Origin of the sequence: Solidesulfovibrio sp. C21 (assembly GCF_047785625.1) — a bacterium.
Lineage (GTDB): Bacteria > Desulfobacterota > Desulfovibrionia > Desulfovibrionales > Desulfovibrionaceae > Solidesulfovibrio.
In genome coordinates, this window is the sequence record NZ_JBLODY010000019.1 from 43,779 (window position 1) to 59,448 (window position 15,670).

Below are 15,670 nucleotides of genomic sequence, written 5' to 3' on the forward strand. Positions count from 1 at the left end.
CATTGATCCCGCCAGGCGTCCCGACGCCCCGCCCGGGTTGCCGGGTGAAGCATCATCACATATCCCCGCAGTCCCTGGAAGGCCTGCCTGGGCACAACCCCTTGTGGCTACGCGTCTTGCGGACGTCGCGACACAAAAAAAAGGGCGGCCCCTGCGGACCGCCCCTTCCGTTGCGGGAGCGCCTAATATCCGGCCGCCGATCCGTCGCCGCGGGGATCGGTCGCACCGTAGCGAACGCCGGTCTTGGGATCGATCAGGATCGCGCCGGCATGGCCCATGGTATCCGTATAGGCGTCCACGACCTTGACCGGATGGCCGCGACGGCGCAGCTCTTCCGCCACCTCCCCGCCCATGCGGCTTTCCAGCTTCAGATCGTTGGACGACGCGCCCCAGGTGCGGCCATGCAGCCAGCGGGGAGCGTTGATGGCGTCCTGGGGCATCATGCCGAAATCCACGACCCGGGTCACGATGGCGGCCTGGGTTTGCGGCTGGCCTTCGCCGCCCATGGTGCCGTAGACGAGATAGGGCTTGCCGTCCTTGAGGAGCATGGCAGGGTTCAGCGTATGGAAGGTGCGCTTTCGCGGCTCGAGATGGTTGACGTGCTTGGGGTCAAGGGAGAAGAAGCTGCCCCGGTTTTGCAGCAGCACCCCTGTGTCGCCGGCCACGATGCCCGAACCGAAGTCGTGGTAGATGCTCTGGATCAGCGAAACGGCGTTGCCGTCCTTGTCGACCACGCCGAGCCAGACGGTGTCGCCCTTGGGATCGAGCGGGGTGACGTCCTTGGCCGCTTTTTTCAGGTCGATGCGGGCGGCCTGTTCCTTGCTGTGCGCGGCGGAGAGCAGGAAGTCCAGGGGAATGGGCGAGAAGTCCGGGTCGGTCAGGTAGCGGTCGCGGTCGGCAAAGGCCTGCTTGGTCGCCTCCACGAGCAGGTGGTAGTAGTCGGCCGAGCCTTCCCCGAGCTTTTTCACATCGAAGTTGTTCATGATGTTGAGGATCTCAAGCGATGCCATGCCCTGGGTGTTCGGCGGGAAATTGTAGGCGACGAGGTCCCTGTACGGCACATGGATCGGCTTGACCCAATCCGCCGTATGTCTGGCGAAATCCTCACGGGTCAACACGCCGCCGTTGGCCTGCAGATAGGCCACGATCCGGTCCGCGATGGGCCCTTTGTAAAAGGCGTCCGCCCCATCCTTGGCAAGGATTTCCAGGGTCGCCGCCAGGGGGGCGAGTTTCATGATCTCGCCGGTGGCATAGGCCTTGCCCCCGGGCTTCAGGTACAGGCCGGCGAAGGCGTCGAACCGCTGCAGGTCGCGAAATTCCTTATCCTTGGGGTCAACGTTGATCGCCTCCCAGCGGGCCAGGCTCGGGCTGACGGGAAAGCCGTCGCGGGCATAGCCGATGGCGGATTGGAGAAGGCGCGACCAGGGCAGGTTCCCGCCCATGGAGTCCTTGGCGTACTTGTAGGCGGCATCCCAGCCGGAAACCACGCCCGGCACGGTATTGGCCGCCAGGAAGCCACGGGCCGGGATTTTGGCCAGGCCCTTACTTTTGTAAAAGGCAATGGTGGCCTTTTCCCCCGAACGCCCGCTGGCGTTGAGCGCCCGCAGCTCGCCCGTCTTGGCATTGTAGATCAGCCAAAAATTATCGCCGCCAAGGGTGCACATCTGGGGATAGACCACGGCCAGGGTGGAGGCCACGGCAATGGCCGCGTCGACGGCGTTGCCCCCGGCCCGCAAAATATCCAACCCGGCCTGGGTCGCCAGATAATTGGGCGAGGTGACCATGCCCCGCAAGGTCATGGGATCAACCGTACGCGACGGGGTTTCGCTGTATTTGCCGGTCTGGGCCCAGAGCGCCCCGGGCGCCAGGATCAGCGCCATAACGAACAAACAGACCATAATTTTTTGCATTGCAACCACCCTCTCTTTTTTGTCCACAAAGTGGATTGTCCCACTTTGTTTAAAAAAATGTAATTTTCTTGGCATTTTTTTGCAACGAAATTAGTATTGGAATTATTTATTTTATCAATTTTAGCAATCCGAGAAGGATTACCCTTCCAGGCTTCCCGCGTGCATTCCATCGATCGCCTCCCGGGCGCTACGCCAAAGCAGGTCACAGGGCACCACAACGAACCATAAAAAAAGGGAGGCCAAAGGACCTCCCTTCCCAAACCGGCTTTCAGCCGGAGACTACCACTTGTCGGTGGCGAAGGCGTCGGAACCGAAGCCGAAATCGGAGGACGGCTCACCGCCGACCTCCGGTTCGCCGGAACCGGAAGAAGCCTCACCGGCCGGGGCGCCGCCGCCGGCAACAGTGACCACGCCGTGCTTTTTGACATCCTCGATCATTTTCAGCAGCTCGTCGACCTTGCCGATGTACTCGGTGACCTTGGCCTCGGAAGCCACGATGACCTTCTCGCCCTCGTCCTTCATGGAGGCTTCGAGCTTGCCGGCCTTGTCTTCGGCGGCCTTGCAGCGGACTTCGACGTCCTTCAGGATGGCGGTCTTTTCGGCCAGCTCCGCCTCGACCTTTTCGAGCTTGGCGGCCAGCTCGTCATGGGCCTTCTTCGTCTCGGTCAGCTTGGCGAAAATGGCGTTGACCTCGGCCACGACATCCGGGGGCATGATGGACACGGACACGTTCTGGGCGCTGGAGGACAGCTCGCCGCTGCTCATGCGCACCAGTTCGGGGTGTTGTTCGTATATCCAGGCCTTGGCCAGGGCGGCGGCGAAGGGAGCGAGCTCCGCATCGATTTCCATGCCGGCCATGTAACCGACCATTTCGGCCACGGCTTTCTTGTTGCCTTCCTTGTCGACGCCTTTGAGGTACGACACGAACGCGTTCATCGGGAAGACCTTGCGCGCTTCAGCCATGGTATCCTCCTTCATTAGACCATGAAAATCTTTTCTTCTTCACGTTTGAGGGGAAGCCGCCCAGCCTGATGGGCGTAAACCAATGCCGTCGTTCTGTAGACCAAGTGCCCGAGCTTGGACCAGGGCAGGTAGGCAAACAGCATGAAGACCGCGATGAGATGCAGGTAATAGGTCGGGTAGGCCAGGGCGGCCACGCCGGCCAGACGGAACAGTTCCGCACCGATGCCGGTCAGCGCCACGGCCCAGATCACGCCGAGCAGGTACCAGTCGTAGTACGACGAGGTGGCCTTGCTGGGATCGGTCGCCAGCCGGCGACGGGTCAGCATGGTCAGGCCGTAGAGCAGCGCCAGGGCGCCGACGTTGGCCAGCAGCTTGACCGGGCTCCAAAGCGGCATGGGCGTATGCCCGATAGGCGCGATGAATTCCACAATCTTGCCGCCCCAGTGGGCCACGGCCACGATGCCGGTGACAATGGCCAGGGCCACGAAGCCGTAAAACAACGACAAGTGTCCCTTGTACCGCTCGGTGTTATCGTTACCGCACTCGTTCCACTTCACGTGGGTGGCGATCTCGTCCAAAACGACGGCCTTGATCGATTCGATGATGGTCGGCTTTTTGGTCGGCGCCCCGATATGCAGGGTGGTGGGGATGGTTTTACCGAAACTCTTCCACAACTTCGTCACGCCCCTGTAGAAGGTGAAGGCCACGAACAGGGCGACCAGACCGAAGATGGGATCGATGGTGAAATCACCGGGGAAGAGCTTGCCGTAGATGATTTCACCTTCGGGCAGGCTCCAACCAGTGCTCAAGAGCCAGATGAACAGGTACAGCACGGCCGGGATGGCAATGAGCTTGGGCAGGTGCTTGGCCGAACTCATCCAGGTGCCGATCCGTTTCGGCTCGACCAGATCCCGGTAGGTGAGGTTGCGGATGGCGGCGATCAGATCGCCCGGCCGGGCCCCGCGGGGGCACAGCTCGGAGCAGGTCTGGCAGTTGTGGCACAGCCAGATGTCGATATCGCCCTCGAAACGATCCTTGAGACCCCACTGGGCCCAAACCATCTCCTTGCGGGGGAAGGGATTCTCGGGCGGGGCCAAAGGACAGGCCACGCTGCAGGTGGCGCATTGGTAGCACTTCTTGCAAGCATCGCCACCAGCCGCCTGCAGGTCCTTGACGAACTGCAGATCGGGTTTAATACGCTCGGCGTATGACATGGACCCTTCCTCCTAATAGCCTTTGAACGGGTTCGGACCGATCTTGAGGACCATATGCATGAATTGGTCGATCATGTCGGGGACCTTGTCGTATTCGTCAATGGCCACCTGATACTGCTCGACGCGCTCGGGCTCGACGCCAAGGCGCTTGAGCGACTCGGCGATGTTCTCCTTGCGGCGGTTGCAGATCTCGGACCCCTTGACGAAGTGGCACTGGTAGTCGTCGCCGTATTTGCAGCCGAGCATCATGACACCGTCGACGCCCTTGCTCATGGCATCGGCCACCCAGATGGCATTGACCGAACCCAGGCAGCGCACCGGGATGATGCGCACATAGGGGCTCCATTTCTTGCCGCGCATGGCCGCCATGTCGAGCGCCGGGTAGGCGTCGTTCTCGCAGGCCAGGATCAACACGCGCGGGCCGCCCTCTTCGATCTTGGGCGGAATCTCGCACTCGCGGATCATGGAGCCGATCATGTCGATGTTGTAGTTGTCAAAGGAGATGACACGCTCGGGGCAGGCGCCCATGCAGGTGCCGCAGCGGCGGCAGCGCGTGGGATTGGGCTTCGGCGTGCCTTTCTCGTCGTCGTCCAGGGCGCCGAACGGACATTCCTCGGTGCAGCGCTTGCACTGGGTGCAACGCACGAAGTTGAACACCGGGTAGGACAGGTCGCCCGAGCGGGGATGCACGGCCACGCCGTGCCCGGCGGACTCGATGCACTGGAGGGCCTTGAGCGCCGCGCCGGCCGCATCTTCCTTGGCCTGGGCCATGGTCATGGGCTGGCGCACGCAGCCGGCGGCATAGATGCCGGTGCGCCGCGTCTCGTACGGGAAGCAGATGTAGTTGGAATCCGCGAACCCGTCGAAGAGGTCCAGGTCCGGGAAGGCCGGGCCCTGCCGGTAGACCAGGTTGATAGTCGGATCGAGGGCCGTGGCCGGCACCATGCCCGTGGGCAGGACGACCAGATCGGCGCCAAGGGTGATCTCGCCGCCAAGGAGCGTGTCCTTGGCCGCGACCACAAGGCTCGACCCTTCCGCGGTCACGCCGGTCACCGTGCCCTTGGTGAGCATGATGCCGGGGTTGTCCTGGGCGGCGCGGTAGTAGCGTTCGTTGATGCCCGGGACCATCATGGAGTCGTAGACGATCATGGCCACGGCGTCGGGGAGCTTTTCCCGGACGTAGTTAGCCTGCTTGAGCGCCACGAGGCTCGTCAGCTCGGAAGCGTAGATGAGGTGCTTGGGCGTCTTGATCGGCTCGAAGAGCGAGACGGCTTCCTCGGCCTCGCCCTCTTTCTTGGCCGCGGGCTTGGCTTCCTCGGCCGGGGCGTCCGCGACCGGGGCGGCGGTGGCCAGGGCGTCGTCGAGCAGCTTTTTCACGTCCACGATGAAAGCCACCGAGGACGGGGCCTTGCCGTCGGAAGGCCGCTTGATCTCGCCGGCCTTGACCATGGCCTCGAACTCGGCCGAGGTCACGACGTTTTGCAGCTTGCCGTAGCCGAAGGGGGCCAGGGCGTCGCCGTCCATGGGCGACCAGCCGGCGGCCAGGACCACGGCGCCGATGGGAAGCGTTTCTTCCTTCCCGCCGGAAGTAAGGGTGGCCGTGTACATCGCCGGCGCGCCGGCGAGCTCCTTGAGCGTGGTGTTTAAGCGCACCGAAATTTTCGGGCTGCCGTTCACCTTGGCAATAAGCATCTCGATGCCGGTATCCGAGGCCTCGAGGTAGGGGTAGCTCATGGGGAAGGTCTTGTAGAGCCCGGCCGCCTTGCCGCCGAGCTTGCCTTCCTTTTCGACCAACACCACTTCCGCGCCGGCGGCGGCGGCGGACAGGGCGGCGTTGAGGCCCGCGAAACCGCCGCCGAGCACCAGGATGGTCTTGGTGGTCTCGGGCAGTTCCGGATGGGGCCGGTTCATCTTCTGGAGCTTCACCACGCCCATGCGCAGGTAGTCATGGACGATGGAGGTGAGCTCCGCCGGGACGGGCTGTCCGGGAACCGGGGCGGAACCGTCGGGATTCTTGTAGGACAGCACCACGAATTCGCGCAGGTTGACGCGTTCGACGAGGACCTTGTCCCCGAAGTTGAACACGTCCCAGTCCACGCGGGGCGAGGTGCCGCACAAGAGCACCGCGTCGATCTCGCCGGCGTCGACGTCAGCCTTGATCATGGCCACGCCGCTCTCGCTCGACAACCGCTTGTGGGATTTGACGATGGGGCAGGCCCCGCCGCACTTTTCCTTGACAAACGCGACCAACTCCTCGGCTATAAGAAGCGGGGCGACGCTAGCTTCGTCGATATAAACACCGATTTTTTCGGCCATCGCCGCTACCTCCCTCTCACCAGAGCAATTGCTTTCATGGCCGCACCGGTCGCGGACTGGGCCGACTTCATGACGTCAAGCGGCGTGGCGGCGCAACCGGCGGCGAAAATGCCCTTTTCCTCGCCGCCCACGATAAAGCCCATCTCGTCGACGGGCACGTCCACCGGCAGGCGCTCGCCGGCAATGCTCGGCTGCATGCCCGTGGCCAGCACCACCAGTTCGAAGCGGTTGTCGGACTTGATGCCGGAGACCGCGTCTTCCACGGTGAGGATGACGTCGCCCGTGCCGGCGTCCTCGGCCACGGCGGCGACCTTGCCCTTGACCGCGTTCACGCGGTCATCGGCCAGGATGCGCTTGGCGAAGTTGTCGTAACGCCCCGGGGTGCGCAGATCGATGTAGTAGATGGTGACGCGGGCGTCGGGGAAGGCGTCGCGCACGTAGGCCGCCTGCTTGAGCGACGCCATGCAGCAAATGTAGGAGCAGTAGTTGAGGTGGTTTTCGTCGCGCGAACCGGCGCACTGCACGAAGGCCACGGAGCGCGGGGCCTTGCCGTCCGAGGGGCGCACGATCTTGCCGCAGGTCGGTCCGCTCGGGGCAGCCAGGCGTTCAAGCTGCATGTTGGTGACGCAGTTGGCGATTTCGCCCGCGCCGAGGTTGGTGAGCCGGGTCACATCATAGGGCTTCCAACCGGTGGCGTAGATGATGGAGCCTACCTTGAGCACGATTTCCCTGGGGGCGTCGTCGAGATTGATGACGTCCTCGCCGGACAGGGCCTCCAGGTCTTCCTTGGTGCAACGTTCCTTGTCCAGGACGTAGCGATTGGGGAAGGCGAAGGGGACATCCATATACAGGGCCTTGCGCTGTCCAAGCCCGAATTCGAAGTCGCTTTTGACGTCCTTGGAGAGCTTTGCCACCGTCTCGGAAAGATTGACGCTGCCGGGCTCGACGTAGCGAGGCTTGATGGACACGGTGACTTCGTAATCGCCGGCGGTTCCGGAGACCTTGGTCACTTCGGCCAGGGTGAAGAATCTGACGTTCTTATTATTCTTAATGCGCTGGAACTGAATCTCCAGGCCGCAGGACGGGGGGCACAGCTTGGGGAAATACTTGTTGAGCTGCATCACCCGGCCGCCGAGAAAAGGATTTTTCTCGACTATGTAGACTTCGTGGCCGACTTCCGCGGCTTCGAGCGCGGCGGTAATGCCGCTGAAGCCGCCGCCGACGACCAGTATCGCGTTGCTTCCCATCGCAACCTCCCGGCAATGGTTAAGGCCAGCAAGAAAACGGCCTGATCCACGAGGATAGACCGCCCCGCCGCAGGCGCTTGAGTACGGTCCATCCGCCCGGGTAAGACCGTTAAAAAGCGGCCGCGGGCATGGAACCCGCGGCCGCTCTGGTCATTCCTACGCGGGAATGATCTGATAGTAGGCCTTCTTGAAGACCTTGGTCTCCTTGGTGGCCGGATCGTACTTGGAGTTGACGAAGCACTTCCATTTGCTGTCGTCCAGGCCCAGGAAGTCGCCGCGGTAGTAGAAGCCCGGGTAACGGGTCTCTTCGCGGAACATGATGTGGGTCATGTGCAGGCGAACGGTCCACAGGCGGTGGTACTGCTCCCAGCAACGCATCAGCTCGTGCAGGTCGCGGGCGGCCAGCTTCTTGCTGTCCTCTTCGAGGTACTGCAGCAGCTGGAAGCCGGTGTTGAGCAGGGACTTGGAGGTGGTGTACATGGTCATGCAACCTCCGCCGTACTCGTCCGTGCACTTGACCAGACGCATCATGAAGTTATGCGGGCTGATGTAGTTGGGGTTGACGATCGGGTCGGTGGAAGCGCCGACGCCGGCCTTGAAGGTCTCCCAGGGCTGGTAGATCTCTTTGGCGAGATCGGCACCCTTTTCGTTCAGGGTGGGCTTGAAGCCCTTGTGGTCGACGACCCAACGCACAAGCTGCTTGCCGACGATGCGGCCCTCGGCGTGGGAGCCCGAGGAGAACTTGTGGCCGGAAGCGCCAACGCCGTCAGCGCAGGTGAACAGACCGTTGACCGAGGTCATGCGGTTGTAGACCTTGCCGTTGTCGGCTTTGATCTTGTACTCGTCCGGCACCCAGGCTTCGTCCGGGCCGGAGACCCAGATGCCGCAGCAGCCGGAGTGGGAACCGAGCAGGTACGGCTCGGTCGGCATGATCTCGGAACCCTTTTTCTCGGGCTCGATGTCCTGACAGGCCCACAGGTTGGCCTGGCCGACGCACATGTCGAGGAAGTCTTCCCAGGCTTCGGCCTCGAGGTGCTTCTGCTGCTCGGCGTTCAGGTTGGCGAAGGTGTTCTGCAGGGCGGTCTTGGTGTCCATGTAGATCGGACCGCGACCTTCGCGCATTTCACGGAGCATCATGTGGTTACGCAGGCAGGTCGGGATGATGTTGCCCTTGGCGTAGCCGCGATCCTCGTAGGGCTTCAGCATGGCCTTGTTGGTCGCGCAGTAGTCCTCGCCCTTGGCGTTGGTGGCCTTGGCCTTGAAGAGCAGGAACCAGGCGCCGACCGGGCCGTAACCGTCCTTGAAACGGGCGGGGACGAACCGGTTTTCCATCATGGTCATCTCGGCGCCGACCTGGGCGCACATGGTGTAGGTGGAACCAGCGTTCCAAACCGGGTACCAGGCGCGACCCATGCCTTCACCGGTGGAGCGGGGACGGTACACGTTGACCGCGCCGCCGCAGGCCACCAGGATGGCGTTGGCCTTGAAGACATAGACTTTGTTTTCGCGGGTGGAGAAGCCAACCGCACCGGCGATGCGGTTGGGCTCCTTGGCGTCCAGGAGCAGCTTCACGACGAAGATGCGCTCCATGTAGCGATCCTGGCCCAGGGCGTTTTTGGCAGCCTCGGCCACGATGCACTTGTAGGACTCGCCGTTGATCATGATCTGCCAGCGGCCGGAGCGGACGGGCTTGGCGCCGGTGCGCAGGGAGACGCCCTTGGCCTTGGACTGGGCGCCGTCCAGGTTGTGACCGCTTTCGTCCTTGGTCCAGCAGGGCAGGCCCCACTCTTCGAACAGGTGGACGGAATCGTCGACGTGACGGCCGACGTCGAAGATCAGGTCTTCGCGCACGAGGCCCATCAGGTCGGTGCGGACCATCTTGACGTAGTCGTCGGGGTCGTTCTCACCTATGTAGGTGTTGATGGCGGACAGGCCCTGGGCCACGGCGCCGGAGCGCTCGAGGGCGGCCTTGTCAAGCAGCATGAGGCTGACGCCACCAATCTTGTCGGCCCAGCGGCAGGCTTCGAAGGCGGCGCCGCAGCAGCCCATGCCGCCGCCGACCATCAGGATATCAACGTCTTTTTCAATCAGTTCAGGCTCGGCGAGGGCAACGCCTTTGGGCTCGTCCTTCACGGGAATCGTCGGCATAATATGGTTCCTCCGTATGGTGGATGGATAACGAACGAGGTTGGTTCCGGACTATTGGCAGAAGCCGTCGAGCCAGCACTGCACGGTGTCCATGCCGGTGACGTCGAACTTCTTGCCAAGGGCTTCCTTCGGGGCGGCCAGGGCGGTCTCGGTGAACAGCAACTCGTTGTTCAGGTCGGCGCCTTCGGGCTTGCCCTCGTAGGGCTTGATGGAACCTTCAGGGGTGGTGCGGATGGGGAACTTGAACCGCTTGATGTTGCCATTGCGGAACTTCACCGTCCACATGATGGAGTCGGCCGAACGCATGGGGATCGAGGTGCCGCCCATGGGAGCGAAGTCGGCGTACGGACGAGCGGAGATTGCACCCTGGGGGCAGATCTTCACGCAGGAGTAGCATTCCCAACAAGCGGACGGCTCCTGATTGAAGGCGCGCATTTCCTGAGGATCCAGGATCATCAGGTCATTGGGGCAAATGTACATGCACGCGGTCTTCTCACCGCCTTTGCATCCGTCACACTTGCTCGGATCCACAAAGGTAGGCATAGTTAGTCCTCCAAACGTTTAGTTGTTGTACACCCAGCGCCCAAATCCATTAACAGCTACACGCCGTTGCGCGACAGGACATCCGCGGGCCAGACCGGCCGCGCCGCTTTCGCGCCGCCGTATCCAGGCCTGCCCTCGCGCCGGCGTCGCTTGGTGCCGACACCGAGAACAAGTCGCCAGGGGCCTTGGGGCGAAAAATGCCCCGCCCACCTTATCGAGGTAGGCAATTCCCCGGTACCGCTACCGTTTTAGACCTGCCAGCGGATAGCTTGTGCACGATTTAACAAGCGCCGCAAGGCACGTCAAGAGGAAAGTTCTTTTTTTCACGTCCACCTTCCAGACGCCGCACACACAGGCCCTCGCGGCTGTAAGCCGGAAGAAAACATGCGGCAACGCCAAGACTGGAGGCTCCCCACCTTCTATCAGTACGCCTGCCCCCTCGCAAGCCCTTTTCCCCGTTTCCACCGGCTACCCGCCCAACCCCTTGCCGCTTGTTACTTTTCAGACACGATTCCGTTTTCCCCCCGAAAGAGAATACGTTGCCCGCTTCCGACCCTCGATCCCTTCTTAAAAAATACTTGACAACTTTAAGCGGCCCCGCGTAGCTCTCTAGCCCATGCAATCCCTCACCAACTTCACCACCGGTTTTTATTTTTGGTTCTGGTTTAGCCACGCCTGTGGTCAGGGAGGGGTGCGGTCGAACTAACGAAACCGCAACGAGCCACTCCAGGGCCGCGGGCATCACGCCGGCGGCCCTTTTTGTTTCCTGACGCCGGCGTTGCCCCTCCCCGGGAAGGCCAAACCGCAAGGAGACCATCATGCTGTTGGGTAAAGCCGTCCGCCTCGAACGCATCTTCAATCGCAACACGCACCGCGCCATCATCGTCCCCATGGACCACGGCGTCACCGTCGGCCCCATCGCCGGTCTCATCGACATGCGCGACGCCGTCAACCAGGTGGCCGAGGGCGGGGCCAACGCCGTGCTCATGCACAAGGGCCTGCCCCGCTGCTCCCATCGCGGCCGGGGTCGCGACGTGGGGCTCATCATCCATCTGTCCGCCTCCACCTCGCTGTCCCCCTTCCCCAACGCCAAGGCCCTGGTGGCCACGGTCGAGGACGCCATCAAGCTCGGCGCCGACGGCGTGTCGCTGCACATCAACCTCGGCGACGAAACCGAACGCGACATGCTCGGCCACCTCGGCGAAGCCACTTCCCGCGCCGCCGAATGGGGCATGCCGGTTTTGGCCATGGTCTACGCCCGCGGCCCCAAGGTGACAAACGAGTACGACCCCGATGTGGTGGCCCACTGCGCCCGTGTCGGCACCGAGCTCGGCGCCGACGTGGTCAAGGTCCCCTACACCGGCGACATCAAGACCTTCTCCCGCGTCACCGACGCCTGCTGCATCCCGGTGGTCATCGCCGGCGGCCCCAAGATGGACAACGACCGCGACCTGCTCCAGATGGCCCACGACTCCATCCAGGCCGGGGGCTCCGGGCTCTCCATCGGCCGCAACATCTTCCAGCACAAGCAGCCGGCCCGCATCGTCCAGGCGCTGCACGGCATCGTGCACCTCGACTGGGAAGTCGATCAGGCCCTCGAACTGCTCAAGGACTAGTCATGACCAAGGAAATCTGGCTCAAAGCCATTCCGTTCGACAAAACGCTCGTCACCCTCGGCCTCGAATCCGGCGTGGACGGGTTCGTGGCCGAGGCGGCGGACGCCGAAAAGATCCTGGCGCTCGGGCGCACCAGGGTCATGACGCCCGAGGAGATGGACCTGATCCCCATCGGCTGCAAGGACGACGAAGGCACGGCCGTCGAGGCGCTCAAAGCCTGCCGGCCGGTCTTTCTGGCCAAAGGCTGGGAGATCATCCCGGTGGAGAACATCCTGGCCTGCACCGAAGGGCTCGGGCTCGAGTGCGAGAGCCTGGACCGGGCCAGGCTCGCCGCCGGGGTGCTGGAGCGCGGCGCGGACAAGCTGCTCATCGCCCCCGAGGCCGTGTGCGATCTCAAGACCATCGTCAACGAACTGAAACTTTCCCAGGGAACCATGGAACTCGCGCCGGCAACCATCACCAGGATCGAACACGCCGGCCTCGGACACCGGGTCTGCGTGGACACGACCAGCATCCTTAAGACAGGCGAAGGCATGCTCGTCGGCAATTCCTCGGCCTTCACCTTCCTGGTCAACGCCGAGACCGAGTCCAACCCCTACGTGGCGGCGCGGCCTTTCCGCATCAATGCCGGCGCGGTCCACGCCTACTGCCAGATGCCCGGGGACAAGACCCGCTACCTGGAGGAGCTGGCCGCCGGCTCGGAAGTGCTGGTCGTCTCCCACACCGGGGCCACCAAGACGGCGGTGGTCGGCCGGGTCAAGACCGAAATCCGGCCCATGCTGCTCATCACGGCGGAAGTGGACGGCAGGGAAGGCAAGGTGTTTTTGCAAAACGCCGAGACCATCCGGCTGGTGACGCCCGAGGGCAAACCCGTCAGCGTCGTGACCATAAAGGAAGGCGACGCCGTGCTCGTGCGCACCGACGTGGCCGGCCGCCATTTCGGCATGCGCATCGCCGAAGACATCAAGGAAGGTTAGGATGGCCCCGGAGACGACAAAAAACGCCGCTCAAAACGCCCCGGGGACCCTGGAAGAGGCGCTGCTCGAACTGCGAAACGGCATCGACGCCGTGGACGGGCAGATACTCACCCTGCTCAACAAGCGCGCGGGCCTGAGCCTCGAGGTCGGCCGCCGGAAGGCCGGCCGCCAAAGCGCCGTGTTCAAGCCCTTCCGCGAGCAGGAGGTGCTGGAACGGCTGGCCGCGAAAAACCCCGGTCCCCTGCCCGTCCCCCATTTGCTCGCCATCTACCGGGAAATACTGTCCTCCTCGCGCCGGCTCCAGCGCCCCGAGCGCGTGGCCTACCTCGGCCCCGAGGGCACCTTCTCCCACTTTGCGGCCATGGCCGCCCTGGGCCATTCCCCGGACTTCCTGCCCCAGACCACCATCGGCGACGTGTTCGCGGCGGTCGCCAGCCGGCTGGCGGACCTCGGCATCGTGCCGCTGGAAAACTCGCTGCAAGGCACGGTCGGCCAAAGCCTCGACCACTTCCAGCGCCACGAGGTCTTCATCCAGGCGGAAATCTCCTGCCGCATAAGCCACGCCCTGCTCTCCACGGCCACCGACCTCGGCGCGATCGAAACCGTCTATTCCCATCCCCAGCCCCTGGCCCAGTGCGCCACCTGGCTCAAGACCCATCTGCCCAAGGCGCGGATCATCCCCACCGACTCCACGGCGGCCGCCGCCCTGCGCCTGGCCGGCGAACCGACAGCCGCCTCCATCGGGCACGTCAGGCTCGCCGCCATGCACGGACTCCACATCCTGGCCAGCCCTATCGAGGACTTGCCGGACAACTGGACGCGGTTTTTCATCATCGGCCCCGAGGACACCAAACAGCAGACGCGCGACAAGACCTCGGTCCTTTTCACCGTGCCCAACAAGCCCGGATCGCTCTACCAAGTGCTCTCGCATCTGGCCGGCGAGGGCATCAACCTGACCAAGCTCGAATCACGGCCCATTCGCGGCGAAAAATGGCAGTACGTCTTTTTCGCCGATCTCCAGTGCGACCTCACCCGGGAGGAATACAGGAAACTCCTGACCACACTCATGGAACAGACGCTCAGCCTGCGTATCCTCGGCTGTTACCCGGTCGGCAGACAGGTGGATCTTGCCGACGGCGATCTGGAACCGACCGGAGATTAAGGTATACGGGGGTGGGAACCGCCGTCCCGCCCCCGCACTTTAACCCCAAGAACAAGGATACGACATGCCAACCGTCGCCGCCCCGCCCTCCAAGTCCGTCTCGCACCGGGCCGTCATCGCCGCCAGCCTCGCCGCCGGCACAAGCCGCGTCGCCGGCCTGCTCGACAGCCAGGACATCACCCGCACCCGGGACTGCATGGCCGCCATGGGCGCGGCCTTCCATCCCCAATCCGACGGCTCGGTCATCGTCTCCGGCACCGCCGGCCACCCCCAGGGCGGCGACGTCGAACACGACGAGCCGCAGATCCTCGACGTGGGCGAATCCGGCACCACCTGCCGCCTGCTCACCGCCGTGGCCGCCGCCGGTCAGGGCGTCTTCGAGATCCGCGGCGAGGGCCGCATGCACGACCGCCCCATCGGTGAGCTGGTATACGCCCTGCTGCCGCTTGGCGTCGAAATCCTCTACCTCGAAAAGTCCGGCTGCCCGCCCCTGCACATGGCCACCAAGGGCCTCTCCGGCGGCGTCGCCTCCATCAGCCTGGAGGACAGCTCCCAATACCTTTCCGGCCTGCTTCTGGCCGCGCCCCTGGCCGCCGCGCCGCTCACCATCGAAATCACCGGCAAAAAAACCGTGTCCTGGCCCTACGTCGCCATCACCCTGTCCACCCTGGCCGACTTCGGCGTCCCCTTTGCCGTGGAAGTCCGCCACGGCGACGCCTGGGCCGAAACCGACTGGCGCACGCTTGCCGACGTCATCCCCGGACAGGTGCGCTTCGCCATGCGCCCCGCCCTCTACCAGCCCCGCGACTATGTCGTGGAAGGCGACTGGTCGAGCGCGTCCTACTTCCTGGCCGCCGGCGCCGTGGGCAAGGCCCCGGTCACCGTCACCGGCCTGCGCCCGGACTCGCTCCAGGGCGACCGCGCCATCTGCGACATCCTCGCCCGCATGGGCGCGCGCATTGACCAGGGCCCAGGCGGCATCACCGTGCTGCCGAGCAGCCTCACCGGCCAGGACCTGGACATGGGCCGCTGCCCGGACCTCGTGCCGACCGTGGCCTCGGCCGCCTGCTTCGCCCAAGGGGAGACGACCATCCGGAACGTCGCCCACCTGCGCCTCAAGGAGTCCGACCGCATCGAGGCCGTGGCCGAAAACTGCACCCAGGCCGGCGCAGTCGTCACCACCACCCCCGACGGCATGCGCATCAAGCCCCGGCCGCTGCCCACCGGGGAACGCGTCGAATTTTCCGCCTTCGGCGACCACAGGCTGGCCATGTCCGCCGCCATCTTCGAAATGGCCGGCATCGAGGTGGCCCTGGACAACCCCGCCTGCGTGGCCAAGTCGTTCCCGGCGTTCTGGGAGAAGTGGCGCACGGTACGGCCGTAGCGGCCGAGAGGCTGGGGCTCCGCCCCAGACCCCGGCCAGGGCGCTGCCCTGGACCCGCCGGGAGGCCACGGGCCCCCCGGTCCCCCCTTCCGGCTCTGATCGGGCGGGAGGCTTGGCTGGCTGACCGAAGATGGTGGCGGAATTTTACCTGACGATGCCGCCGCTGCGCGGCAGGCGCGTCAGGAAAAAT

General features: G+C 63.9%; 11 protein-coding genes. 4 read left to right on the forward strand and 7 right to left on the reverse strand.

Going from position 1 to position 15,670, the window contains the following annotated elements:
- Window positions 1-182: 182 nt before the first annotated feature.
- The 7 genes from ggt to aprB form a co-directional block, all read right to left on the reverse strand.
- Window positions 183-1,910, reverse strand: a complete 1,728-nt coding sequence (ggt, locus tag ACMZ6R_RS08175) for a gamma-glutamyltransferase (RefSeq protein WP_416110431.1) — start codon at window positions 1,908-1,910, stop codon at window positions 183-185.
- 279 nt (window positions 1,911-2,189) lie between these two features.
- Window positions 2,190-2,873, reverse strand: a complete 684-nt coding sequence (locus ACMZ6R_RS08180) for a hypothetical protein (RefSeq protein ID WP_416110432.1) — start codon at window positions 2,871-2,873, stop codon at window positions 2,190-2,192.
- 14 nt (window positions 2,874-2,887) lie between these two features.
- Window positions 2,888-4,087, reverse strand: a complete 1,200-nt coding sequence (gene qmoC, locus ACMZ6R_RS08185) for a quinone-interacting membrane-bound oxidoreductase complex subunit QmoC (protein WP_416110433.1) — start codon at window positions 4,085-4,087, stop codon at window positions 2,888-2,890.
- Window positions 4,088-4,099: 12 nt separating this feature from the next.
- Window positions 4,100-6,403: a hydrogenase iron-sulfur subunit gene (locus tag ACMZ6R_RS08190; RefSeq protein ID WP_416110434.1), complete on the reverse strand. Its 2,304-nt coding sequence runs from the start codon at window positions 6,401-6,403 to the stop codon at window positions 4,100-4,102.
- A 5-nt stretch (window positions 6,404-6,408) separates the two neighbouring features.
- Window positions 6,409-7,650, reverse strand: coding sequence for a CoB--CoM heterodisulfide reductase iron-sulfur subunit A family protein (locus ACMZ6R_RS08195; protein WP_416110435.1), 1,242 nt, complete (start codon window positions 7,648-7,650; stop codon window positions 6,409-6,411).
- A 156-nt stretch (window positions 7,651-7,806) separates the two neighbouring features.
- Window positions 7,807-9,798, reverse strand: coding sequence for an adenylyl-sulfate reductase subunit alpha (gene aprA, locus ACMZ6R_RS08200; protein ID WP_416110436.1), 1,992 nt, complete (start codon window positions 9,796-9,798; stop codon window positions 7,807-7,809).
- Between the two features lie 51 nt (window positions 9,799-9,849).
- Entirely contained in the window at window positions 9,850-10,341 is a 492-nt protein-coding gene (gene aprB, locus ACMZ6R_RS08205) for an adenylyl-sulfate reductase subunit beta (protein ID WP_416110437.1), read from the reverse strand.
- Between the two features lie 818 nt (window positions 10,342-11,159).
- Between aprB and ACMZ6R_RS08210 the strand changes: the two genes are divergently transcribed.
- The 4 genes from ACMZ6R_RS08210 (at window position 11,160) to aroA (ending at window position 15,480) form a co-directional block, all read left to right on the forward strand.
- Window positions 11,160-11,957: a 2-amino-3,7-dideoxy-D-threo-hept-6-ulosonate synthase gene (locus ACMZ6R_RS08210; protein ID WP_416110438.1), complete on the forward strand. Its 798-nt coding sequence runs from the start codon at window positions 11,160-11,162 to the stop codon at window positions 11,955-11,957.
- A 2-nt stretch (window positions 11,958-11,959) separates the two neighbouring features.
- Window positions 11,960-12,934 (forward strand): 3-dehydroquinate synthase II family protein, encoded by a 975-nt coding sequence (locus tag ACMZ6R_RS08215; RefSeq protein ID WP_416110439.1) that lies wholly within the window; start codon window positions 11,960-11,962, stop codon window positions 12,932-12,934.
- 1 nt (window position 12,935) lies between these two features.
- Window positions 12,936-14,096: a prephenate dehydratase gene (gene pheA / locus ACMZ6R_RS08220; RefSeq protein ID WP_416110440.1), complete on the forward strand. Its 1,161-nt coding sequence runs from the start codon at window positions 12,936-12,938 to the stop codon at window positions 14,094-14,096.
- A gap of 64 nt (window positions 14,097-14,160) precedes the next feature.
- Complete coding sequence (gene aroA / locus ACMZ6R_RS08225) at window positions 14,161-15,480, forward strand: 3-phosphoshikimate 1-carboxyvinyltransferase (protein WP_416110441.1); 1,320 nt, start codon at window positions 14,161-14,163, stop codon at window positions 15,478-15,480.
- Window positions 15,481-15,670: the final 190 nt, after the last annotated feature.